Source organism: Vibrio sp. Y176 (genome assembly GCF_033438945.1).
In genome coordinates this window covers 1-24,051 of record NZ_JAWOQS010000002.1, presented here as the reverse complement: position 1 = coordinate 24,051, position 24,051 = coordinate 1, and the positions used below count along the sequence as shown (strand labels likewise).

Here is a 24,051-nt window from a genome sequence, read left to right as displayed (position 1 = left end):
CATGTCTTTAACCGTTTCTCTGCTCGACAAATTGATAGATAGTGATCCTCTCACTCGAGATGAGAAAGACTTCCCTGCAAGCCAGCAACAGATGTTGAGCAGCTTACTTAGAGATCTAGAGTCGATGCTGAATAGTCGTATTGGATGGAAAAACATTCCTGATGATCTTTTAGAGGTTCGTTATTCAATATTGAATTATGGGCTGCCAGATTTTTCCTCAATGCCCTATAGCAGCCAAGAAGGGCAGAATCAGCTTTGCGACATCGTTCATGATGCAATTAAAGAGTTTGAGCCGAGGTTAAGGAACCCTCATGTCCAGATTTCAGACGAGAAAAACGCTATTGATAGGGTATTGAGGTTACAGATAAATGCCACTTGCTTAATTGATAACAGTATTCATGAAGTGCGATTCAATTCTGAAGTAGAGCCGGTAAATTTAGGTATGAAACTGAGTAGAGCAAAATGAGTGAAGAGTTTCTCAAGTACTATAATCGCGAGTTAGCTTATTTGCGTCACAAAGGGCAAGAATTTGGGGAGCAGTATCCTAAGATTGCTGCGAGACTTCGTATTAGTGAGGAACAGGTTGACGATCCGCACGTAGAAAGATTGTTAGAAGGCTGCGCATTTCTAACAGCAAGGATTAGACAAAGCTTAGACAATAGTTACCCTCAATTTACAGAGTCTTTGATGGGACAGTTATATCCTGATTTTCACGCCCCAATCCCGTCAATGTCAGTCATTAAAATGAGCTGTTCTAACTCCACTTCCTCTTATTTTGATGTAGAAGAAGGCGAGCGAGTTGTTATCGGTGCTCCTGGATATCATGAGTGCGAGTTTAGAACTTGTTATCCGGTCAGAATGTATCCTGTTGATGTGACCTCTGGCGTTTTTAAAAATGCGCCTTTCAAGCCAGTTGGCTCACGATGGGAAAGCAATGCTCATTCAGTTTTGAAAGTACAGCTCACGGCTCAAGATGAAGAGACTCCTCTTGGTGAAATGGGGATAGAACGGCTGCGCTTCTATTTAAACGGTCAATCTCAATTGACTTTTAAGCTCTACCAAATGCTGTTTCAAAACCTAATTGGTTTATCTGTTGTTGTGGATGGCAAAGAAGTTCGTCCTTTAACCAAAAGGCATCTTTCTGAAGTGGGATTTTCAGAAGATGAGAAAGTTGTGCCATACAGTAAAAGAAGCTTTTCAGGAGCAAGATTACTTGTTGAGTATTTACACTTTCCTGAGAAGTTTATGTTCTTTGATATCACCGAACTTGGATTATCAGAGCTAGATCTTAGAGAGCAAGTCGAACTGTATTTTTACTTTGATACCAACGATGACTGGCTTCCAAAGCAAGTGGACGAAGAAAGCTTAATGGTAGGCTGTGTGCCTGTGATCAACTTATTTAAAAGTATTATGGAGCCTAAGCGTATTCTACCAACTGAATACGATTACCACTTGTCTCCGCAATACCAAGAAGCTGAAAGTAATGAGGTTGTCTCAATTTCTGACGTAACGTTGAGAAACTGGAACAAAACGTACCACAATTTGCCATGTTATCACGCTGGTGAGCACACGCATTATACGAACACTAGTGAGATTTATTGGTTGATGAGACGTGAGGATAAGAACTGGGCTGGTGGGTATGATGAGCCAGGTAGAGAAACTTACATTTCTTTTGTTGATAAAAAACATCAATTGTTCAGCCCGGATAGCCGGGAAAACTGGTTAATGTACGTGGAAGCTGAGTGCTGTAACCGCAACTTAGCGCAGAAACTTCCATTTGGAGGTGGGCTGCCGCAAGTATCTTTACCGGAGGTAAATGACAATTTCGAATCTGTTCGTTGTTTAGTTTCTTTATCAGAAACTATTCGGCCAGAAATGGATGAAAGCACACGATGGCAGTTAACTAAGCTTTTAACTTTAAACCATTTTACCGAGGAAGATGGTTTAGCAACTTTGAAGCAGACCCTTAATCTCTATGCATTTTCTGGGACAGCAGAAACGAAAGCGGTAATCGATGCTTTAACTAAGTTAGAGTTTGAGCCTACTACAGGAAGAATTAGTCAGAAAGGCAAAGTTGGATTTGCGCACGGTATAAAAATTATTTTGACGGTTTCTGATCAAATTTTACCTAAAGAGCAGATCTTTCTCTTAGGTAGTGTTTTATCTGTTTACTTCTCGCAATATGCTGAAATTAACATTTTTACGCAGTTAGAAATAAGACTTAAGTCCACGGGAAAGTCTTTCCACCTATGGCCCGCATTAACTGGCGATAAGGTGTTGCTATGAGCGCGGAACAATTTTATCGAGAATTAAAGCAACATCCATTGTTTGAAGCGATTCATCTTATTGAACACGAAGTTCTGCAAGCAGAGGCGCAAATAGGAACAGATGCGTTACCGAAGCATGAAAAGCTAAACTTAAAGGTTAATCCATCATTAGGTTTTGAAAATGCTCAGTTTTGTGAACTGAAAAATATAGATGACAGCAAGTTAGAGATTGAGACCAATTTAATAGGCCTAACGGGTGAGCAAGGTGTGCTTCCCCAGCACTATAGTGAATTAGCTTTACATCGCCAAAAAGAAGGCGATACGGCTATGGTGGACTTCTACGATATTTTCAATCATCGCTTATTATCTCTTTATTATCGATGTTGGCAACTGAGTCAGCTGACTGTTCAGTCTCGTGCGCATGCGCAGGGCGCGCGTTCGCCGTTAGAAAGCTGTAAATCGGCATTAACTGGGAAAGGGAGTTCACTGTCCCGGCACTATGGTGGTGTGTTTGCTTCACCAGTGAGAAGTAAAGGTGGACTAAAAAGTATTCTTGAATGTTTATCTGGATGCCAAGTAAAAGTTCATGAATTTCAAGGACAATGGTTACACCTTACGAAAGAAGAGCAAACACGCCTTGCATCCCGAACTATGCCTGAAGGGCAGTTTGCTCAACTTGGTTTAGGAGCGTCTTTGGGTTCGAAAGCATGGAACATCAACGCGGGGACAACAATAGAATTTCTGCCAAAAGATAAACAGCTAGTTAGTAAATTGCTTCCTAACCAACCCAATATAGCAATCATTAAGAACGCTGCTTATGAGTTGATTGGAAAACATAAACAACTGAAGTGGCAGCTCACCACCAAACATAGTTTGCTACCACAAGCTTGTTTATCGAAACAGCAGGGGCAGTTAGGTATTGGTTCTGTGCTTAAAAAACACGAACGTACAAAAGATCGAACTATAACAATTACTATTTAAAGGAAATGTAATGGCTTCACTCTCACTTTCAGCGTTGGTCGAAAGATTGTCTCCTCAGGCTAAGGAAACACTTGAACAGGCAGCTGCGATGGCAAGCTCCCGAACTCATCACAGTATTGAAATGTCTCACTGGTTAATGATGATTATCCGCCATCCTGACGATATTTACTCTGAAGTTTTTGACGAATTTGATGTCGATAAAATCAAGGTTGAAACCGATATTCAAAAGGCATTAGAAAAATACAAAACAGGATGCCAGTCGGTGCCTGGGCTATCAGCTCATACGGTGACTGTTATGCAAAATGCCTTGTTGTCTGCAACCATTGAATTCAATCAAGAACAGTTGGGGTGCATCCATCTTTTATTTGCCTACTTGTCTGATGATACGTTAGTCAACATGGCTGGTTCGATTAGTCCTGAACTAAACAAGATAGAACCATCTCGCTTATTGAACTTTAAAGAAAGTAATGCGCCTCAATCAAGATCGAATGACTTAGCGCAGTCAAACGCGAATTCCGCCTTGAATCAATTTACAACAGACCTTACTGAGCAAGCTAGGGAAGGTAAAATAGATCCGGTGATTGGTAGAGATAATGAAATTCGCCTAATGATCGATATTTTATTAAGACGTCGACAAAACAACCCGATTCTTACGGGAGAAGCTGGTGTTGGAAAAACAGCCGTTGTTGAAGGTTTGGCGCAAAAGATCATTGATGGCGATGTACCTCCCGCTCTGCAAAATGTGGCAATTAAGTCTCTGGATTTGGCGTTACTGCAAGCCGGCGCAGGCATGAAAGGTGAGTTTGAAAACAGGCTTAAGAACCTTGTTAAGGAAGTAAACGACGCTCCACAGCCTATTATATTGTTCATTGATGAAGCTCATGGCCTAATTGGCGGTGGTGGGCAAGCGGGCCAAGGTGATGCGGCGAATATTCTGAAGCCAGCATTAGCGAGAGGTGAACTCAGAACGATCGCAGCAACAACGTGGGCAGAGTATAAAAAGTATTTTGAAAAAGATGCAGCTTTAACTAGGCGTTTTCAAGTCGTAAAGGTTGATGAGCCTGCCCCTGAACTCGCGATCGAAATGTTACGAGGCTTACTTGATGTAATGGCACAACACCACGATGTTCATATCACTAACCAAGCTCTCAATGCAGCGGTCCAACTATCAGCTCGATACATTAATGGTCGTCAACTGCCAGATAAAGCGGTTTCTGTTTTGGATACGGCCTGCTCTCGAGTTGCGTTAAGTCAGTCATCTACACCGGGAGGCCTAGATGCGAAAAGAAATAAACTTAAAGCAAAGCAAGCTGAGTATGAGCATCTTAGCCAAGAGAATCGGCTAGGAGCATCTCTTGATGTGCAGCTGCAAAGTGTCCGAAAAGAGATTGATGCGCTATCTAATGACATTATTGAATTAGAAGTACTTTGGGAAAAAGAAAAAGAATGGGTAAGTGAAGCTAAGTCACTTAGAACCCAAATAATCCAGGAGGGTTCTGAGACTGCGAGAGACAAGTTACAAGAGCTTGAAAATAACCTCTCCGCTAACTCACAGCCCTTAGTTTTTTCGCATGTAAATGAAGCGCTAATCGCAGAAGTTATTTCGGATTGGACCGGTATACCGCTGGGTAAACTTCAGGATGATGAAATCCAAGCAGTATTGGGTTTGAAAGAAAGTTTGTGCAAGCGAGTTGTCGGGCAGGATCACGCTTTAGAGCTCATGTCTGAAGTGATAAAAACCGCGAGTGCGCAGCTCACGGATGAGACACGACCAAATGGTGTATTTCTCCTAACCGGACCAAGCGGAGTGGGTAAAACCGAATCGGCTTTGGCGATTGCAGAGAAAGTGTATGGTAGTGAAGAAAATGTCACGACTATCAATATGTCGGAATTTAAGGAAGAGCATAAAGTCTCATTGCTATTAGGTTCTCCTCCTGGTTATGTCGGTTATGGAGAAGGAGGTGTACTGACTGAAGCTGTTAGACGTAAACCTTATAGTGTAATTCTCCTCGATGAAATGGAAAAAGCGCACCCTGGTGTTCAAGATATTTTTTATCAGGTATTTGATAAAGGCTCAATTAAAGACGGTGAAGGTCGAGATATAGACTTTAAAAACACTATTATTATTATGACCGCGAACACAGGGACCGAAACGACGATGTCTTTGTATTCTGATCCTGATTTATCTCCTGAGCCGTCAGCACTAAAAGATGCTTTACGCGATGATTTGTTGGTCGACTTTAAACCTGCATTTTTAGGGCGTGTGAATGTATTACCTTATTTGCCTCTATCAAGAAAAGTATTGATAGAAATAACAAAATTAAAGTTGGATAAAATTACGACTCGTATTCGTAAGCACTATAACGCTGACCTGTTTTTTGATGAGGAACTAATTAATGATATTGTAGACAATAGCAATGAGTCTGGGAGTGGTGCGCGTGTGGTACAAACAACCATAGAAAATACATTACTTCCGAAGATTTCTCATGAAATATTGCATGCAATTCTTAATGATAAGACGTTTGATGAAATTATTGTTAAAGGTACAACTAGTGGACTCGATGTCTCAATAGTTTAACATCCTTTACACTCTCAATAATAATTGGGAGTTGGTTCATATTAACTATTATTTTTTATAAAAAACGCTTAAATTAAATCTTATTTAAAGATATAACAGGGCGTATTTAAAATGAAGTTTTTGATACATTAATCACTAATTATCACCAAACGTCAGATAATTAAATTACTACGATATATGTCAATTAATAATGCTATAGGAGATTAGCATGCAGTCTAATACGTATCTTAAATACGCAGATATTAAGGGTGAGGCAACAGCCGAGCAATACAAAGATTTGATTACACTACTATCTGTAGATTGGAGTGTAGGTCGTGAGATCTCATCATACACTGGTACAGCGATGGACCGTGAAGCGAGCGCTACTCGTCTATATGATTTGACTATCACTAAACTTCAAGACCGTTCTTCTCCTGACTTATTTAAAGAAGCGACGATTGGTAAAGGTAAACCAGCGGTTTTCCATATTACTAAGCAGGGTGAGAAGGTTGAAGAGATCATGAAGATCGAACTGACTGATGCGATGATTTCTAACTACTCAGTTTCTATCCAAGACGATCGTCCAGTTGAAACTATCACAATTTCTTACACAGAAATGATGATGACAGTGACTCCTACTGACGATAAGAACAACACTTCTGCTCCATTGGTATACGGCTACAGCGGTGTTAAAGGTCAACAAATGTAATTTTCATGCGGGGGAGTATTCCTCCGCATTTTTTTGAAAGAAGTATTTAATGAAAAGAGCAACTCAAGATAACAATTTCATCCGAATTTCTTCGCCATTCGGTAAAGATGCCATCATACTAAACTCGTTTGAGTATAGAGAAGAGATCTCAGAACTTTTTTCATTGCGTGCTAAAGCTTACTTTAATGATCAACGAAGTGAGTTAAACGAAATTATTGGTAAGGAAGTTACCATTACCCTTGAAAATAATGAGGATGTTTCTTCAAATCCTCGTTATATGCATGGTTATGTTTCTGCTGCAAGATTAGAAGGGAAAAGGGTTTCTAATACACATAAAGGCGAAAACTATAAAAACATAGAATTATTAATAGAGCCTAAATTACGTTTCGCTGAATATCGAAAAAATTGTAGAATATTTCAGCATAAAGATATAAAGGAAATTATCTCTGAAGTACTATCGGAGCATAGTGTTGCCTTTAGTTTTGAGTTAACCAAGTCCTATCCTAAATACACATACAAAGTACAATATGAAGAATCAGATCTTGAATTTGTTCGACGTCTGTTATCGGAGGAGGGGCTATCATTTTGTTTTACACATACTAAGTCTGCCCATACGCTCAATATTTTTGATGACATCAGTTTTTATAAGCCGGGTACTGAGTTTTTAGTCGATTTTGATACAGGTACGGCGAAGTCTAGCCACATTTCTTCTTGGCATGAAACGCAAATTCTGACTACTAAAGCGAGTCAAAAGTCAGGCTATAACATGCTCAAGCCTTCTTCGAATCCTAAAAATACTGCAAAGGGTGAAAGTGATTTTTTTACAGTACCTGGAAGCGAGTATTTTGAATACATGGGTGAAATGGAGAGCAATGATCAATACGCACTGAGAAACACGCATGCAATAGAAGCACTACAGCAAAATGCATATTTGTGTCGTGGCGAGGCTACGTGCAGAACATTCAGTGTAGGCAAGTGCTTCAAGTTTAAAAAGCATGAAGATAAATCTCGAGTCGGCAAAGAATATGTACTGTCTTCTGTTTTTTTGTCTGCTGCTGTTTATAACCAGACTGGTCAAGGTGGCACCGGTGCGCAAGGTGTCAAAGTCTCGTTTAGTTGTGTTGACTCAAAGACAATCCTGCGTCCTTCAGTTAACTACCCGAAACCTCAGATGAAAGGTTTGCAAACCGCAGTAGTTACGGGGAACAAAGATGGTGAAATTTACATAGACAAACATGGCCGTATCAAAGTTCAGTTTCACTGGGACCGTGTTGGTAAATACGATGTAAATAGTTCATGTTGGATTCGTGTTGCGCAAAATATTGCAGGTAACGGATGGGGGGCGGTGTTTCACCCTAGAGTCGGACAAGAGGTCATCGTCGAGTTTGTTAACGGAGACCCTGATCAACCAATCGTTACGGGGTCACTATATAACGGTAGTCAACTCCCTCCTTACGCTTTACCAGAGCAAAGTTCTCAGAGTGGTTATAAATCACGCTCTGTACAAAAAGGTACATCCAATTTTAATGAGTTGCGCTTTGATGATAAGCCCGGTGAAGAGCACATTTATCTTCATGCTGAAAAACTGTTCCAAATGCTAGTTGAAGACTGTGTTGATATCGCCGTTGAAAACAGTAAAACCGAAAAAGTGACCAATGATGTTAATCAAGAGGTTGGTCAGAACGCGAGCTTGAAAGTAGGTAAAAACTTTTCGAATGAAACGGGTGAAGTGCTGTCTTTTAATGCAGGAAAGAGCGTCGAGATCAAAGTAGGTGGTGCTTCTATTCAGATGTCTAGCTCTGGAGAAATCAATATCAAAGGTAATAAAATATCCATTAACGGCTCAGCTATTGCTCTTAAAGCTGGGCAAATTTCATTGAACTAAGGTGATTTAAAGTGGGTAAACCAGCCGCAATTTTGGGCAGCTTTCATCTTTGCCCTAAAAAAACAGGAAAGATACCGCATGTCGGTGGTCCCGTCGTTGTTGGTTCACCAAACGTAACGATTGGCGGGATACCTGCGGCAAGACAAGGCGACAAGCTTATTTGTATCGGTCCTCCGGATAGTATCTCAGCAGGTTCTTCTAGCGTAACAATCAACGGTAAACCAGCCGCGAGAGTCGGCGATTCAACGTCTCATGGTGGCAAAATTCTATCTGGTATGCCTACGGTTTTAATCGGAGGCTAGATGCCACTCGCATTTCAAACGCATCTTCTATCCTTTAATGGCCGTTCACACACCGTTCGCGAGATAGCTGATGATTCTTTTAGATTGTCCGAGGAAATCCGATCCCCTGACTTTGCTCAATCAATAGATGAGCATATATTAAGCCTCGTGCGCTCTGAGCGCGAGAGTCTTGAGCAAGCTGATATCAAGGGGAATCTCTGTGTTCTTTTACCATCTTCGGTAGACAAAAGTTTGCTTAAAGCATTGATAAGCGAGCTTTCTATTTTCGTTGACCAAACTGTCAATACTGAAGTTTACTTTTATCCTTATGGCCAAGCTGCATTTTTGATGGCACTAAATCGGATAAATCGTGAAGTTAATGAAACGCAAGCGACTTGGATACTGACTATAGAGGTTACGAGCGATGTAGAAGGGCATGTCAAACCTCAAAGCTCTATCATTTTAACCAAGTGTTTTTGTCGACATTCAGGTCTTGTGCCTGATGTTGTTCGAATTGATTTAGATGCCAAACAACAACGCATCGCCGTGGACAAAGTGTTTAAGCAATTAGGAGTAAGTTGTGAACATCCACTCAGTCAATTGTATTTATCCGTTAATGAGGAAGAACCGCAATGGTTAAACTCAATGCAATTCTTGTCTCCGTGGGTGACCGAGCAAACTCAGTATCAATTTGTTGATATCAAACTTGGCGGATTGGGTGCATGTGGCGGCGTTTTAAAAGCGTTAGTGATTGATGAGCTTCAAAGAAGCAGCCCCTGCCCAGACTTTCACGTGTTGCAAGCCGACATCGAGCCAGATGGCTATGCGGTAGGAGTAATATACAATTGGCGTAGCGAATAGGTCTGGCTATTGCTTTTCCTTCTAGTAGCTGAGGTTTTAGTGATGCAAATGTTATGGGGGATTGACTCGAAACTGGCCCTTTAATGATGTTTGGACAATGACTAGGCGCAGCTTGCTTGTCAAAATAGCTTTGCTCACCGCGTTTTTACAGTGTTCTTCTCGCTTTCTGATTAAATAGCAAGCCATAGAACACAAACCACATGAAAAGCTGTTCGACTCAAGATATCCTTACCGATATAAAATAACTTGAGTTTTGGCTTGTTCGAGATCCCACCCGTGACGCATTCCTTTTTATAAACGGTACATGGACTCTGACAGAAGCAAGCCTACTCATAGAATTGGCGGAAAGTGAATTCGAATGAAGTTTATCCACACCTCAGATTGGCATCTTGGTCGACAATTCCACAACGTATCACTACTCGAAGATCAACAAGCAGTACTCGAACAACTGATTAACTATATTGAACGCAACCCCGTCGATGCGGTTGTAGTGGCGGGAGATATTTATGACCGTTCGGTGCCACCAACGGTTGCAATAGAACTGTTAAATCGAGTCGTGAAACGCATTTGTACCGAGTTAGAAACACCAATGATATTGATATCTGGCAACCATGATGGTGCAGAAAGGCTAGGTTTCGGCTCAGAGCAAATGAAAAATGCAGGTCTCCATATTGTTAGCAACTTTGAAGAGATGCTCACTCCCATCATCATAAAAACGGACTCTGCGGACGAGGTCGCGTTTTATGGTATGCCTTATAACGACCCTGAACAGGTCAGGTTTGCCTACAAAGCCTCGGTATCCACTCATGATGAGGCTCATCAATTGCTTGTTGAGCAAATTAAAGAGCGCTTTATCTCTAAGCAAAAGCGCGTGCTCGTGAGTCACTGTTTTGTTGATGGGGCTATCGAGTCAGACTCTGAACGACCATTATCTATTGGTGGTTCTGATCGCGTGAGTCATGAACACTTCTTAGATTTTGACTACGTCGCACTTGGTCATTTGCATCAGCCTCAAAAGAAAGGCTCAGAGCATATCCGTTACTCTGGCTCTCTCATGAAGTATAGCTTTGGTGAACAGAACCAGAGAAAAGGTTTCACGTTAGTTGAACTGGACAAGAAAGGATTCGTTTCTGCAAAGCATATTGATCTTACGGCTCCTCATGAAATGCGTATTGTAGAGGGCGAGCTGGATAAAGTTATTGAGCAAGGGAAAACAGACCCCAAGAATGAAGATTATTTGTTAGTTCGTTTGATGGATAAACATGCGATTTTAAACCCAATGGAAAAACTTCGTTCAGTGTATCCAAACGTTTTACACCTTGAGAAACCTGGCATGTTAATTGGGGTAGAGCAGGAAATGGCGCAAGCAAAGTTGGCGCGAAGCGAAATTGATATGTTCCGAGATTTTTTTATTGAGGCGCAAGATAGCCAGTTGTCTAAAGAGCAAGAGCAAGCTGTTACTGACATTATTAAGCAATTATCACAGCAATAGGGACCAAAGATGAAACCAATTAAACTAACCATGCAAGCCTTTGGTCCGTTTGCAAAAACTGAAATCATTCATTTTGAGAAGCTTGGCAGTAACCCTCTATTTTTGATTAATGGTCCTACAGGTTCCGGTAAAACGTCGATCTTAGATGCCATTTGCTTCGCCCTTTATGGTGAAACCACAGGTAATGAGCGACAAGGTATTCAGATGCGGTGTGACTTATCCGCGCAAGACTTACCAACCGAAGTAGTTCTCGAATTTTCGTTACACGGCAAACAATACCGAGTTGTTCGATCCCCTGAGCAGGAAGCGCCCAAGGCCCGTGGTGAAGGGATGACGATTAAAAAGCACACTGCGGCTCTTTATGAACTCGGTGAGACTGAAACGCTTATCACCAGCAAGACGACTCAGGTTAAAACTGAAGTTAGCAATATTATTGGCTTGAATGAAACTCAATTTCGTCAAGTTATGGTGTTGCCTCAAGGAAAATTCCGAGAACTGTTGCTTGCTAGCTCTAAAGAGCGTGAAGAAATTTTTGGCCAGCTCTTTCAAACTGACATATATAAAAAAATTGAGTACGCGCTCAAAGATAAAGCGAGTGCAATTAGTAAAGCGAAAGGCGAATTTGATAATCAAATTCGAGGTGCTTTACAAGTTGCAGAAGCGAGTTCTGAACAAGAACTATTACAACAACTGGAACAAGTAACTAAGCAATTAGAGTCTGATAAAAAGAATGAGCAAGCAGCGTTAGATAAGCTCAATACTGCTAAATCTGAATTGCAAAAAGCGGAAACCTTGAATGGAGAGTTTTCGAAACGAGAGCAAGCAGAAAGCGCACTCAAGCTGCATCTAGAACACTCTGATTCGATAAAAGCTCGTCAACAGCAATTAGAAAACGCTAAAAATGCCAATAAGATAGAGTTGCCCTACATCTCATTACAAAATGCAAAAGCTCAAACGCAAGAGCTTAGGCAAAAAATCGTAGCTTTGAAAGAGAGTCTCGAAAAAGCTAATGTCGTTGCGAGAGAACAAGAAAACTTGCAGCAAAGTGCAAAAGAGGCAGCGGCAAAGGTCCCGCAGTTAACGCAACTGCAGTATCAGCTTGAAAGTATGAAAAACAAGTTGGTCGAGAAAGACAATTTGGAAAGTAAAATAACGGCGGGTTATCAACAAAAACAACAATTTGAAGCAACGTTAAAACAGTACATAGAACTAAAAGATAAGTTAACGTTACAGGCCCAGCAGGGACAGAAGGAGCTAGAGAAAGCACGAGTTGATGTTGCGCTTATTGGCAGCATCGATGCGGAAATAAAACAAAAACAACGGCTGTTACAGGATCTACAAAAGCTGCATGATCTTACTTTAGAGCTCTCTAAACTCAATGCGCTAACTGTAGGCAAGCAGCAGTCACTACACGAAGCCAGTCAGCGCTATATGCAGCGTCAACAAGCCGCTGATACGATAGAGCTTAAGTGGCACAACTCTCAAGCGGCAGTATTAGCGCAGCGACTAAAAGCAGGTGAAGCATGCCCGGTGTGTGGTAGCGAAACGCATCCTAACCCCGCAACGTTTGTTGAAGAAGCCGTTACAAAAGAGCAAGTTCAGGCGGCTAGAGCGAAAGAGCGAGAAGCTCAAACCTTGTTGAACCAACTAAGCAATCAGCTAGAACAACATAACGTTGTCATTAGTCAGTATCAGAATCAGTGTAACCAGTTGAAAGAGGAGTTGGGTGAGTATGCTACATCTGAGATCTCGACGGTTCAAAATGATTTGCAAGCGATCAATGCTCAACTCCTACGTCTACAAGCTATTGATATTGAAAAGCTAGAAAAGAACGTTGAACAGCTTAATCAACGCTGCGTCGTGGGTGAAAATAAAATTCATGAGCTGCAGAATAAAATGGCGGCAAATGAATCAACCGTTGAAGCGAACCAAGAACAATTGGCTCAATTACAAGCTTCTATTGACCCAAAATACAGTTCCGCTGACTTGCTTGAACGTGAAATTTTGCTGACAAAAGAGCAAATTCTGAGTTTGAACACAGGCTTAGAAAAGGCGCAAACCGCTTTGCAGCAAGCGATATTGGAGAAATCAAATGCGGAAAGTCACTTAGCGACGAACAAGCAGTGGTTATCTGAGTCAGAGCAAAAACTTAGCCAAGCAGAATTAGCGTGGAATGAGGCACTACAGGCGAGTAAATTTGAGGATGAAAGCCATTATCTAAGTAGTCGAGTGGGAGACGATGAGCTTCAAGCCTGGCAGCAAGAAATAGACAGCTTCAAACAGGCACAAACCAAGCTTGAGCAAACACTACATGATTTAAATCATGTATTGAAAGATCTTGAAAAGCCTAATTTAGAGTCGTTTAACGACAGGTTAACCACTCTGCAGGCGCAATATATTGAAGTAAGGAATCAACTTGATACCACACGCTCAATATTTGAACGTCTTGAAAAGGTTCGTAAAGATATTGCCGTGTTGCATGAGAAAAATAGTAAGTTAGAAGAAGAATACAAAGTCTTTGGTACGTTGTACGACGTTGCTAGCGGTAAAACAGGCAGCAGGGTTAGCCTACATCGCTTTGTTCTTGGTGTACTGTTGGATGATGTGCTGATTCAGGCCTCCCAACGCTTAAGCCTTATGAGTAAAGGGCGCTATATTCTTGCTCGAAAAACAGAGGGCTTCAAAGGCGCTGCGGGTCGCGGCTTAGATTTAATGGTTGAAGATGGCTACACAGGAAAAACGCGTGATGTTGCGACACTTTCCGGCGGTGAATCATTTATGGCAGCGCTTGCTCTGGCACTTGGTTTGTCGGATGTTGTGCAATCCTATAGTGGCGGTATCCGTTTAGACACTTTATTTATTGATGAGGGCTTCGGTAGTTTAGACCCAGAGTCTTTAGATCTTGCTATTCAAACGCTAGTGGACCTGCAACAGACTGGGCGCATGATCGGTGTTATTTCTCACGTTTCTGAGTTGAAAGAACAAATGGCGCAGAGGATTGATGTTGAACCATCAAGACTTGGTTCAACGGTGTCGATTAAATCTCAATGTCGCTTCGCTGTCTAATTCAGTGACTACTGTTAGATCAAAAAGCCCCTATTGTTAGGGGCTTTCTGACTAAGTCGCTACTGTTCGCAAAAGTAGCCTTCTTTTGGCGATTGGGTAATCGCATATTCGCCATCGAGGTTGCGATAAACAATCGTGTTCCAAACAGAGCCATCATCCAATTCAAACTCAATAGCATAGTTGACGCCGCTAACGATTTGCGCGTGAACATTCAGTATTTGTTTAAACGACGCTATTGTGTCCATTTTCTTTAAAACAAAGGCCATTGCCTTTTGTGCATCAGGGGTCGCGTTAAACTCATTCCACCCACCTGGCATGTTTCCTTGTGCATTACATACATCTGCCGAGGTCGTTAATTGTGTCGTTTCGCTCGGCTTTTCCTGCTGACAACCTGCAAGTAACACCAAAAGTGCACAAACTGACACTGTTTTTAATTTCATAACAATAACCTCTGTCTATAACGCAACGTATTATAGGAGGGTGATATGCCTACGAATGTCTATGTTGTGCAAAGTTTCTATATGCATAGGGTTAAATGCTGACAAAATGTACAAGCACGGTCAGCTTGTAAGTCAAAAATAGAGCAATCTTGTTAACGATTTGCTGAGATGACGAGGTTTCGGTGTTCAGCGCGCTATTGATGAAGAATTGTGATGTGTACCTATGAAGGTGATGGTGCGGCTTAGTGATCGATTTGTTATCTTCTAGAGTAAAATCAATCACTAATTAAAATTTAGGTGTTGTATGAAATCGATAAAAATATTTTTACTTTTGTCACTTGCAACTTTATTTGGTTGTACCTCGAAGCCGGATGGGGTGGAACCTGTGAATAATTTCGATTTAGAGCCATATCTAGGTAAGTGGTATGAGATTGCACGCCTAGACCATTCGTTTGAGCGAGGCTTATCCAACGTTACCGCTGAGTATCAGGTTCGCGAGGATGGTGGGGTTAAGGTGATAAACCGTGGATATTCCGAAGAAGAGCGACAGTGGTCAGAAGCTGAAGGCAAAGCTTATTTTGTTGAAGATAAAACGGTTGGACACTTAAAGGTTTCCTTTTTTGGGCCAATATACTCTTCTTACATTGTTTTTGAGCTAGGTGAAAACTATGACTATGCGTTTGTTTCCGGTTACAACCACGACTATTTGTGGCTATTGTCTAGAACGCCTAACGTTGATGAGAAAGTAGTGGAGCGCTTTAAGTACGTAGCTAAAGAGAAAGGTTTCGCTATCGACGAGCTCATTTTTGTTGAACAAGAGAAACAACGGCAGCTTTAAGTTCATCAGCGTGGCTGAAAAAGCGGACAGAGGGGAAGCTTCCTAATTAAGAGCTCAGTTTGTCATTTCGCTTAACAGTAATTTGTTACCGCGTAACTTGATGTGGTCAAAATGGATATAGCCCCATCATTTGTGATTACTCGTGATGGGGCTTATATAAATTTGAGTGAGCGTCGAAAGGTTGCTCTATCAACAAACGGTTATGGTTTACTTAATCAAACGAACGATCAGGGAACCTGGTGCTCGAATAGATTCAACATTGTGGCTAAGTACTGTGCCGTTTGTTGGGGCGGTGTAGCGTTTAATCTCAGCGCCAAAGCTGTCGTATTGAATCGCAAGAAGTTGGCCTTGCTCGACAAAATTCATCAAACTGACATGAGGCAGTACAAAGCCGCCGTGTGTCGCTTTCACACTGACGATTTCGTTTCCTTCCAAGCATGACGTAATAGGGTCCATATCACCTTCAACAATGCTATGCTTTTTCAGCACATTAAAAATGCCTGTTACAGTTCGACTGATGAGCTCTTGCTCGGTGTATCGCCCCATACCTACTTCAACTGTAATGCTTGGGACACCATGGTTATTCCAGACCGTTTCAAGGACGCCAGCATCTCCAGGATCATTTAAAATCGCATCAGGATTAATGAGACGAGCCATTTCTAATGATTGCTCGATTCGGAAATCTGCAAACACGTAAAGTGGATAGGCCGCACCACTGGTTTGAGTGTGAAGGTCAATGGCTAAATCAGCATTTGGCTTGAGCAAATCATTCCACAATGCATATAAGTAACGTTGGGCCTCATTGCCGTTTTGGTCACCAGGAAAAAAGCGGTTTAAGTTTGCAGGAGACGCGTCAGGGTCTGCGGAATAGAAATCGCGGCTGTGGTTTAGTATACCTGGCATGTTAATGGTTGGAACAATAGTGACAGTACCAGCGACTTCAGTGCCGATGAGCTCTCGAGCAGTTTTCTGCGCTGCTAACACACCATTGTACTCATCACCATGAACCCCTGCGGTAATCATGATCTTCTTGCCAGGTTTTTCACCTTTGAACACTAGCACAGGTAGGTGTTGCCACTGAGAGAGAGCATTCGTTGCGATGCGAAACCAAAACTTATGCTCGCCCGAATTTAGGTCTGCTACATTGAGAGATTGAATCACTTGATGACCCTGAATCATGTCATCGAGAAATTGTGTTGCCATTAAAGTTACCACTCCAAAACCATAAGCTAATCTAAAACCTTAGCGTCGTCATACGATGAATATTAATAAGGCGAGAACATGTCTCGCCTTAATTACCAATTGGTTTCGTTTTACGCAAAACCCATAATATGAGCTGCGATAACGACGATACTTGATAGGGTAAAGAGTAATAGAATAAATCGCCAGCAGAATTTTGCCCAGTCACCCCAGTCGATACGGCAGACACCAAGCGTTGCCATGAGAGATGCCGAAGTAGGGACGATAACGTTAGTAAAGCCATCGCCAAGTTGGAATGACAAAACTGCCACTTGGCGCGTAACTCCTGCAATGTCTGCCAGAGGGGCCAGTAGAGGCATCGTTAGTGCGGCTTGTCCAGAGCCCGAAGTGACGAAGAAGTTGAAGATAGATTGGAATACATACATTAACCATGCCGCAGCCACGTCAGGAAGCCCGCTAATCACGCCGCCAGCACTGTTTAGAATTGAATTCAGTACACTCGCTTCATCAGTTGTACCACCACCAAGGATCAACAATACCCCTTTTGCACAACCCACTAATAGGGCAGGTGCAAGCATAATAGCTGCACCTTCTTTAAATGCATCAGCTGCGCAGTTTAGCGTCATACCGTTCAGGCGGAAAATCGTACCGATGATCGCGACAACAAAGCCCATAGTGAAAAATTGAGACGCGATTTCTGGGATGTACCATGCGTTAGCGACTACGCCCCAAACGACCCACACCGTGGTCGCAATAACCGTAAGGATAACGAGTGTGTCACCTAGGTTCCAACGAGAATCTTGATTGCCAAGCTCTTGCTGACGGAAATACTGGTCTGTGCGATGGCTGTAAGAAAGTTTAGGATTTGACTTCACACGAGCGGCGTAGATCATTGTGAAAGCGATACCGATTAACGTAAAGCCAGCCCATAACCCCATGCGTACTGTCATGCCGGATAAAACAGGTACACCCGCAATGCCTTGCGCAATAGCGACGGAAAAAGGGTTCATCCAAGAAGTAGCGAAGCCAATTTGAGTCGCAACATAGGTAACCATTACCGTAGTGATACCATCATAACCAAGGCGAACCATAAGCGGCGCGATAATAATCGCAAACGCTACGGCTTCTTCACCCATACCAAATACCGCACCGCCTAGCGAGAACAGCAAAAATAGCACTGGAATGAATAGAGCTTCGTTACCTTTGGTCTTATCGATAAGGCGCAGGATACCGTTATCGATTGTGCCTGTGCGCATTACAACGCCGAAAGCACCGCCGATAACCAACATGAACATAATCACGCCGATTGCGCTGCCCCATTTAGAGCCAGAAACTAGCCCTTCGAAAGGGAAGTTCATTAGACCAATGCCACCACCAGAAGCAAACAGGCCAACCTTGTTGTAAACCAATTCACCGTTTTCGTCGGTTGCATAAGAGAAAGAAGAAGGATCGATAACTGTGCGAGTTTTTTCTGCACCGTCGACCATGTAGGTCACCTGTTGGCTATCAAAATGACCAGCAGGAATTAAGTAGGTAAGAATTGCAGCAAGAATACCAACAATGAAGATCAAAATGAGGGTATCTGGCATCTGCCACGACTTGGGGGTAGCAACCGAGTCTGCTGGTTGCGCATGTGTGTGAGACATAACTTACTTCACGTTAAATTCAATAAAGCATGAAATATCGATAAAATAGAATAAAAAGTCAATATTAATGCTTGTGTTGAACTATAAATTCATCAAATATTTGAAGTGAAGTTAATTTGATTGTTTTGCGGTCAAATGTTGGGTTAATGTTTCAATATGCGTTGAGTTTGGATGATTCACGAGCTTTCATAGTACATCTGCAGGTGATCTAATCACTTGATTTCTGTCTGTTCTGCATAAAAAGCAGCGACATCACGAAGGTCTCCATCATTTAACATTTTTAACTGTGCTGCCATCATTTCTGCAAGTGGCCCTTTACGCTCACCGGCTTGGTAAGATTTCATTGCATTGTAAAGGTACTGAGCATTTTGACCAGCAAGGCTTGGATAGGTGTTGTTCGTTGCGATGCCTGTAACACCGTGGCAATAGACACAGCTAGGTGATTTGATTTTACCTTTATCAGCATCACCAAACGGTTCGGCATAGATAGCGGAAGAGAAAATAAAAGAGATTAAAAGTACAAATCTGAGCATGGAGGTTATCTATTCGCTAAAAATCATGCCGATACAATAAAGCTTCCCCTTAGGGGAAGCTCAATGATCAAAATCAAATTAAAGTAGAGATTTTATACTTGATAAGAAAGTGTCGATGTCTTTCGCTGAAATATCTTTATGAGTTACAAAACGAATTGGATTTCCAGGGGTTATCGTGATGTTTTGTTCCTTTAGTTTCGCAGCGATACTTACTATGTCCACTTGAGGATCAAGCTTCGCGAACACGATGTTCGTTTGAACAAATTCAGGGTTGACTGAAAAACCAGGCAGTTCTGCTAAACCTTCCGCTAAGGTTTTTGCGTTGATGTGATCTTGTTTTAGCTGTTCCACTTGTTCGGTAAGGGCAAGTTTGCCTGCTGCGGCAAGAATACCCGCTTGACGCATACCACCGCCGACCATCTTTCTTAAGCGACGTGCTTTTGCGATGTAGTCTTTGCTACCAAGCAGTAGCGAGCCAACAGGGGCAGCCAGACCTTTCGACAGACAGATCGTCATTGAATCAAAGTACTGACCGATCTCTTTTACCGGAACATCAAGTGCAACGGCTGCGTTAAAAACGCGAGCGCCATCTAGATGCATCTGCAAGTTATGTTTATTCACGAAGTTACGTGCTTCTGCTAAGTAAGACAGAGGCAGTACTTTACCATTAATTGTGTTTTCTAAGCTGAGAAGCTTAGTGCGAGCAAAGTGACAATCATCTGGTTTAATCGCAGCAGCCAGTTTATCAAATGGTAGCGTGCCATCTGGGTTATTTTCGACTGGTTGAGGTTGAATTGATCCCAAAACCGCCGCGCCACCAGCTTCGTATTTGTAGTTATGTGCTTGTTGCCCACATAGATATTCATCTCCCCGCTCGCAATGCGCCATTAAACCGAGCAGATTGGCTTGAGTGCCTGAAGTGGTAAACAAAGCTGCTTCGAAACCAGCAAGCTGCGCAGCAAATTTTTCAAGCTCATTGACCGTAGGGTCATCACCATAAACATCATCCCCAACGGGGGCCTTAAACATGGCTTCTCGCATGGCTTGGGTGGGCTGTGTAACGGTATCTGATCGAAAATCCATGAATGTCTCCTTGGTCAAAGTCCTAAATATATCCGCAAAGGCGCGCTTTGCTTAAGCAGGCGATCGTTTTGGCATCGGTGATCGTGCCATCGACAATCTTTTCTTCGAGTTGCTTGATTGACAAGGTGACGACCTCAATCACTTCGTCTTCATCGCACTCGTAACGGTTTGTTTTGTTGAGCTTTTCGGCAACAAATAGATACTGTATCTCATCACAAAATCCGGCAAGAGGGGTGACTTGGCCGAGAGACGTGAATTTCTCTGCACTAAACCCAGTTTCTTCCTCTAACTCTCTTTTGGCGCAGCAGAGTGGCTCTTCGTTGCCTTCCCTGGTACCAGCAGGAAGTTCCAATAGCCATTTATTAAGTGAAGGCCGAAATTGGTGGACAAGGACAATCTCACCCTCCGCTGTAATAGGGAGAATCACTGCAGCGCCCGGATGATGGATTGTGGTGTGCGTAATTGCCTGTCCTGTAGGAAGCATAACGTCTTCTTCAATCAGAGAAATTTGCTTCCATTTATGAATTATCTTGCTCATGCAGTTATGAACCCTAGCTGTTACCGCATTTTTGACGTTTTTCGACATTAACCACAAATGGTGGGAAACAAAAGCAAAAAATACTGCAACACGACGAAAGCGTTTGCACTTTAAGTGAGCAATGTCTCATAAATGGAAACTTTGATTGCTTCGTCAAGATGGGGAAAAGCATCTGCTATAAGGGGAATTCGACAAAATACATTTGTAACAAAGTTATAACAAGTGTATAAAAATGTTAACGCAATACCACTTCAGTAGCCGGAGAACGTATGACACAAACCTTATTTGCCTCAAATGCCGAAAAAGCGCTTCTCTCAGAACGCATCAATAAATTGGCGAAAGCGTTAACGGATGGCGTTTATGAGCGTGAACATACGATCAAGCTCTGCCTTCTTGCTGCACTTGCTGGTGAAAGTGTTTTTCTTTTAGGCCCCCCTGGTATTGCAAAAAGCTTAATTGCCAAACGACTCATCCAAGCGTTCGATAACAGCAGTTACTTCGAATACCTGATGACGCGCTTCTCAACCCCTGAAGAGGTGTTTGGGCCACTGAGTATCCAAGAGCTAAAAGACAACGGCCGTTATGTTCGCTTAACTAAAGGGTATTTGCCAACTGCACAAGTCGTATTTTTGGATGAAATCTGGAAGGCGGGCCCTGCAATTCTTAATACATTGCTGACAGTGGTTAATGAGAAAACATTCAAAAATGGCAGCGATATCGAGCGTGTGCCAATGCGCTTGTTGGTATCGGCTTCCAATGAATTACCCGATGAAGATAGTGGATTGGATGCGCTCTACGACCGCATGTTGGTACGTGTGTTTGTGAATCGAATTCAGAATAAACAAAACTTTAAGTCGATGTTGACTGTGGGCACATCGCAAGAGGCACAAGTACCAGAAGGCCTAGCGATAACTGATGAAGAATATCATCAATGGCAACAACAGCTCGACAAATTGACGCTAACCGACAATGCATTCGAAAAGCTTTTCCAGCTTAAAACGATGTTAGAAAGCAAAGTTGAAGCTCAGTTTGGTGATGTGGTCAATACCGATATGTATGTCTCTGACCGCCGCTGGAAGAAAGCCGTGAAGTTGTTAAAAGCGAGCGCGTTTTTTAATGGTCGCGATGAAATAAATCCGCTTGACCTTCTACTGTTGCAAGATTGTTTATGGAACAGTCCTGAATCGCGAGATGTGGTACGTGAAGTGGTTCAAGAGTTCGCCTTAAAACATGCATTTGATCAACAAGACGCGGAGCAGGAAATTGAGTACTGCCGTGAGTCTTTGGTTGATGTTCAACATGAACTTGAAGATGCCTACCGCATGACGTTAACGTCTGAAGCGGCAACGGGTATTTTGCGTAAAGAAACCATGCGCTTTGATACCTCTAAAGCCAAGATGTACAAAGTTGGCGCAGCCGTTAACTTAGTTAAATTGGTTGTCTTGCAAAGCAACATGTCGGTTTCAGAATCAGAAAAAGGTGATAGCCGCTGGGTTTATGTACCCAAAGATGAGTTAGATCGAGTCATTAAAGAGGGAAGCGGTGATGTGTATGGTTACGTCAATCAAAACACCAACATGTGCCGTTTACGATTTGACGTTGACGCGGCGAACAACCTAGTTATCCGTGATATCGCGAACCGAGGCATTCTGGTTAGTCTAGTGACTCAAGAGGGCTTGGATGTAGAGCTTTACCAAAAGTGGTTAACGCAGAGCGAAAAAGCCGTAAATCAGCTTAGTGAGGCAGAACACCATATGCGTAAGGTGAAAGCGAACTTTCATGATGCGCTTCCGCATAGCTTTGTTGATCCTGAATTACCCCGCCTAATGGAGTCGAGTCTGCAACAGGTCAGTCAGAGACTTGAATCAATCCAAGCAGAAAGTGAAAAAGTTATCCAACGCTTTAAAAACTTACATCAGTTTTTCTCATAAGGAGACGACATGCTAGGTGCAGACGGACTTAACCTCGCGCTGATGGTGGCCGACTCCGGCATCATCGATAGCGCAGTTAATGATTTGATGGCGCGTTCACAAGTCATGATGATGGCAGAAAACCGAGGTGTTAAATCTTCGGTCAAAGGTCACTTGTTAAAGTGGCGAGGCAGCGTCAAAAAACGGATCACCAAGGTATGTGAGACAGAGCGTTTCCAACAAGAGCTGTCTTTATATCAAGAGGTTATTCACTGGGATGAAGAGGCGTTTTTTGAAAACATCGAAGATGTGATTAAAAAGCTGGAATGGCACTCTGCGTTTTACATGCAAGCTCGCCGAATGATGGAAAAGAACAAAGGGATGAATAACCCTATGTTCCCTCATTACTTTTGTGATCAATGGTACCAAAGCCTCACCGATGCTATAAAACAAGCGCAAGTAAGCGAGCTTGAAGCCAATAAAGAAAAGGTGCTGAATGACCTGTATCAACGTATGGAAACCATGCGTAATATGGATAAAGTCACGGAGTCGGGTGACGCTGAAAGTGTAGGGCGCCTGTGGGATATGGCATCTGCCAAGTTGAGTAAAACAGACTTAACGGTGATGAAACGCCATGCTGAGTTTCTGAAGAAGCACCAAGGCTTGCAAGAAATTGCGGAGCAACTCGGTCGTATGGCGGGGCAAGTAAATGATCCTGAACTAAATCGTGCGCCCACTGAAGAACTTCAATTGGTCGAAGAGAAAAGTGATGAGGCGACGGATGATATTGTTGGTATTCACGAAAGCGATGATCTAAATAAGCTACTTCCCAACGAAACGATGTTTTTGGCGTATCCTGAACTTGAAGTTGTATTCTATAAACACTTAGTTGATAAAAGGCTCATGAACTATCGTACACAAGGCAAATCGCGCACGTTACGTAAAGTTAAAGCTCACCGACCTGACCATAAAGCGGTAAATATCGAAAAAGGCCCCTTCATTGTTTGTGTGGACGCGTCCGGTTCCATGAGTGGCTTTCCTGAGCAATGCGCCAAAGCCATGGCTTATGCTCTGATGCAAATCGCACTAGCGGAGCAACGTGATTGCTATGTCATTATTTTTTCTACGGAACACATTATCTACGAACTAACCAAACAAGATGGTCTGCGCGAGGCGGCGGACTTTCTAACTTATAGCTTCCATGGTGGTACAGACTTAGAGCCAACTTTGATTAAATCTATCGACTTGATGAGCGGTGATAAATATAAAAACGCAGACATGGTAGTCATTTCCGACTTTATCGCGCCAAAACAACAAGACGAGTTACTGGCCAAAGTGGATGCGCTCAAAGCGAAGAAAAACCGTTTTCACGCGATTAGCTTATCGAAATACGGAAACCCTGCATTAATGTCGATGTTTGATCACACTTGGTCTTATCACCCTAATGTTGTGGGAAGATTGCTAAAAAGGGTCAGCAACTATTAAACGCCTTAATGTTTCATGGGACAAAACGAACTGAAAGCGAGATTTATATTGCTTCGTTTTAAGCCAATAAGATCGAACTTTGGTCGAATTGACTTAAAAGAAATCAAACGAACAGAAAATGAAATATTTTTGTTTGACTATCTTCTCTCAATCCGTAAAGTAGCCACCAACGCAACGGGGTAGAGCCCTGAAGCGTAATAAAAAAGGCGCCTTGGCAGAGTGGCTATGCAGCGGATTGCAAATCCGTGGACCTCGGTTCGACTCCGGGAGGCGCCTCCA

Annotated in this window: 19 protein-coding genes and 1 tRNA gene; 14 read left to right on the top strand and 6 right to left on the bottom strand. The window is 42.5% G+C overall.

Annotated features, from left to right (window positions below):
- Position 1 precedes the first annotated feature (1 nt).
- From tssE to R7O13_RS04370, 10 genes are all read left to right on the top strand, one after another.
- Positions 2-466 carry a type VI secretion system baseplate subunit TssE gene (tssE, locus tag R7O13_RS04415; protein WP_017635621.1) on the top strand — a complete coding sequence of 155 codons (465 nt, stop codon included), beginning with the start codon at positions 2-4 and terminating at the stop codon, positions 464-466.
- Positions 463-2,286 (top strand): type VI secretion system baseplate subunit TssF, encoded by a 1,824-nt coding sequence (tssF, locus tag R7O13_RS04410; protein WP_238967150.1) that lies wholly within the window; start codon positions 463-465, stop codon positions 2,284-2,286. The genes tssE and tssF overlap by 4 nt, the downstream gene beginning before the upstream one ends.
- Positions 2,283-3,248, top strand: a complete 966-nt coding sequence (gene tssG / locus R7O13_RS04405; RefSeq protein WP_213867748.1) for a type VI secretion system baseplate subunit TssG — start codon at positions 2,283-2,285, stop codon at positions 3,246-3,248. The genes tssF and tssG overlap by 4 nt, the downstream gene beginning before the upstream one ends.
- A 10-nt stretch (positions 3,249-3,258) precedes the next feature.
- A complete protein-coding gene (tssH, locus tag R7O13_RS04400; RefSeq protein ID WP_054576745.1) occupies positions 3,259-5,826 on the top strand; it encodes a type VI secretion system ATPase TssH in 2,568 nt (855 codons plus the stop codon).
- A 208-nt stretch (positions 5,827-6,034) separates the two neighbouring features.
- Entirely contained in the window at positions 6,035-6,514 is a 480-nt protein-coding gene (locus R7O13_RS04395; protein ID WP_005375967.1) for an Hcp family type VI secretion system effector, read from the top strand.
- A 49-nt stretch (positions 6,515-6,563) separates the two neighbouring features.
- Positions 6,564-8,399 (top strand): type VI secretion system tip protein TssI/VgrG, encoded by a 1,836-nt coding sequence (gene tssI / locus R7O13_RS04390; RefSeq protein ID WP_205460990.1) that lies wholly within the window; start codon positions 6,564-6,566, stop codon positions 8,397-8,399.
- 11 nt (positions 8,400-8,410) lie between these two features.
- Positions 8,411-8,701 carry a PAAR domain-containing protein gene (locus tag R7O13_RS04385; RefSeq protein WP_005375969.1) on the top strand — a complete coding sequence of 97 codons (291 nt, stop codon included), beginning with the start codon at positions 8,411-8,413 and terminating at the stop codon, positions 8,699-8,701.
- Positions 8,702-9,541, top strand: a complete 840-nt coding sequence (locus R7O13_RS04380; RefSeq protein WP_318303114.1) for an NAD/NADP transhydrogenase subunit beta — start codon at positions 8,702-8,704, stop codon at positions 9,539-9,541.
- A gap of 358 nt (positions 9,542-9,899) precedes the next feature.
- Positions 9,900-11,033, top strand: coding sequence for an exonuclease SbcCD subunit D (locus tag R7O13_RS04375; protein ID WP_213968363.1), 1,134 nt, complete (start codon positions 9,900-9,902; stop codon positions 11,031-11,033).
- 9 nt (positions 11,034-11,042) lie between these two features.
- Positions 11,043-14,099, top strand: coding sequence for an SMC family ATPase (locus R7O13_RS04370; protein ID WP_318303111.1), 3,057 nt, complete (start codon positions 11,043-11,045; stop codon positions 14,097-14,099).
- 59 nt (positions 14,100-14,158) lie between these two features.
- Here R7O13_RS04370 and R7O13_RS04365 read toward each other — a convergent pair whose 3' ends face one another.
- Positions 14,159-14,539 carry a cystatin domain-containing protein gene (locus tag R7O13_RS04365; protein WP_170893256.1) on the bottom strand — a complete coding sequence of 127 codons (381 nt, stop codon included), beginning with the start codon at positions 14,537-14,539 and terminating at the stop codon, positions 14,159-14,161.
- A 304-nt stretch (positions 14,540-14,843) separates the two neighbouring features.
- On the opposite strand from R7O13_RS04365, the gene R7O13_RS04360 reads away from it, so the two are divergent.
- The gene (locus R7O13_RS04360; protein ID WP_017820207.1) at positions 14,844-15,377 is read left to right on the top strand and encodes a lipocalin family protein; all 534 of its coding nucleotides are present in this window, start codon (positions 14,844-14,846) and stop codon (positions 15,375-15,377) included.
- A gap of 207 nt (positions 15,378-15,584) precedes the next feature.
- On the opposite strand, the gene R7O13_RS04355 is transcribed toward R7O13_RS04360, so the two are convergent.
- From R7O13_RS04355 to R7O13_RS04335, 5 genes are all read right to left on the bottom strand, one after another.
- Positions 15,585-16,580, bottom strand: a complete 996-nt coding sequence (locus tag R7O13_RS04355; protein ID WP_318303109.1) for a succinylglutamate desuccinylase/aspartoacylase family protein — start codon at positions 16,578-16,580, stop codon at positions 15,585-15,587.
- A gap of 110 nt (positions 16,581-16,690) precedes the next feature.
- Complete coding sequence (yfcC, locus tag R7O13_RS04350; RefSeq protein ID WP_005387492.1) at positions 16,691-18,223, bottom strand: putative basic amino acid antiporter YfcC; 1,533 nt, start codon at positions 18,221-18,223, stop codon at positions 16,691-16,693.
- A gap of 212 nt (positions 18,224-18,435) precedes the next feature.
- Positions 18,436-18,756, bottom strand: coding sequence for a c-type cytochrome (locus R7O13_RS04345; protein ID WP_054701389.1), 321 nt, complete (start codon positions 18,754-18,756; stop codon positions 18,436-18,438).
- Between the two features lie 78 nt (positions 18,757-18,834).
- A complete protein-coding gene (gene ltaE, locus R7O13_RS04340) occupies positions 18,835-19,839 on the bottom strand; it encodes a low-specificity L-threonine aldolase (protein WP_318303107.1) in 1,005 nt (334 codons plus the stop codon).
- A gap of 22 nt (positions 19,840-19,861) precedes the next feature.
- Positions 19,862-20,377, bottom strand: a complete 516-nt coding sequence (locus tag R7O13_RS04335) for an NUDIX hydrolase (RefSeq protein ID WP_017820203.1) — start codon at positions 20,375-20,377, stop codon at positions 19,862-19,864.
- Between the two features lie 269 nt (positions 20,378-20,646).
- Between R7O13_RS04335 and R7O13_RS04330 the strand changes: the two genes are divergently transcribed.
- From R7O13_RS04330 to R7O13_RS04320, 3 genes are all read left to right on the top strand, one after another.
- On the top strand, positions 20,647-22,308 hold the full coding sequence (locus R7O13_RS04330) for an ATPase RavA domain-containing protein (RefSeq protein ID WP_213903764.1): 1,662 nt from the start codon (positions 20,647-20,649) through the stop codon (positions 22,306-22,308).
- Between the two features lie 9 nt (positions 22,309-22,317).
- Positions 22,318-23,772, top strand: coding sequence for an ATPase RavA stimulator ViaA (gene viaA, locus R7O13_RS04325; protein WP_318303105.1), 1,455 nt, complete (start codon positions 22,318-22,320; stop codon positions 23,770-23,772).
- A 205-nt stretch (positions 23,773-23,977) separates the two neighbouring features.
- Positions 23,978-24,051: transfer RNA gene (locus tag R7O13_RS04320), tRNA-Cys, on the top strand.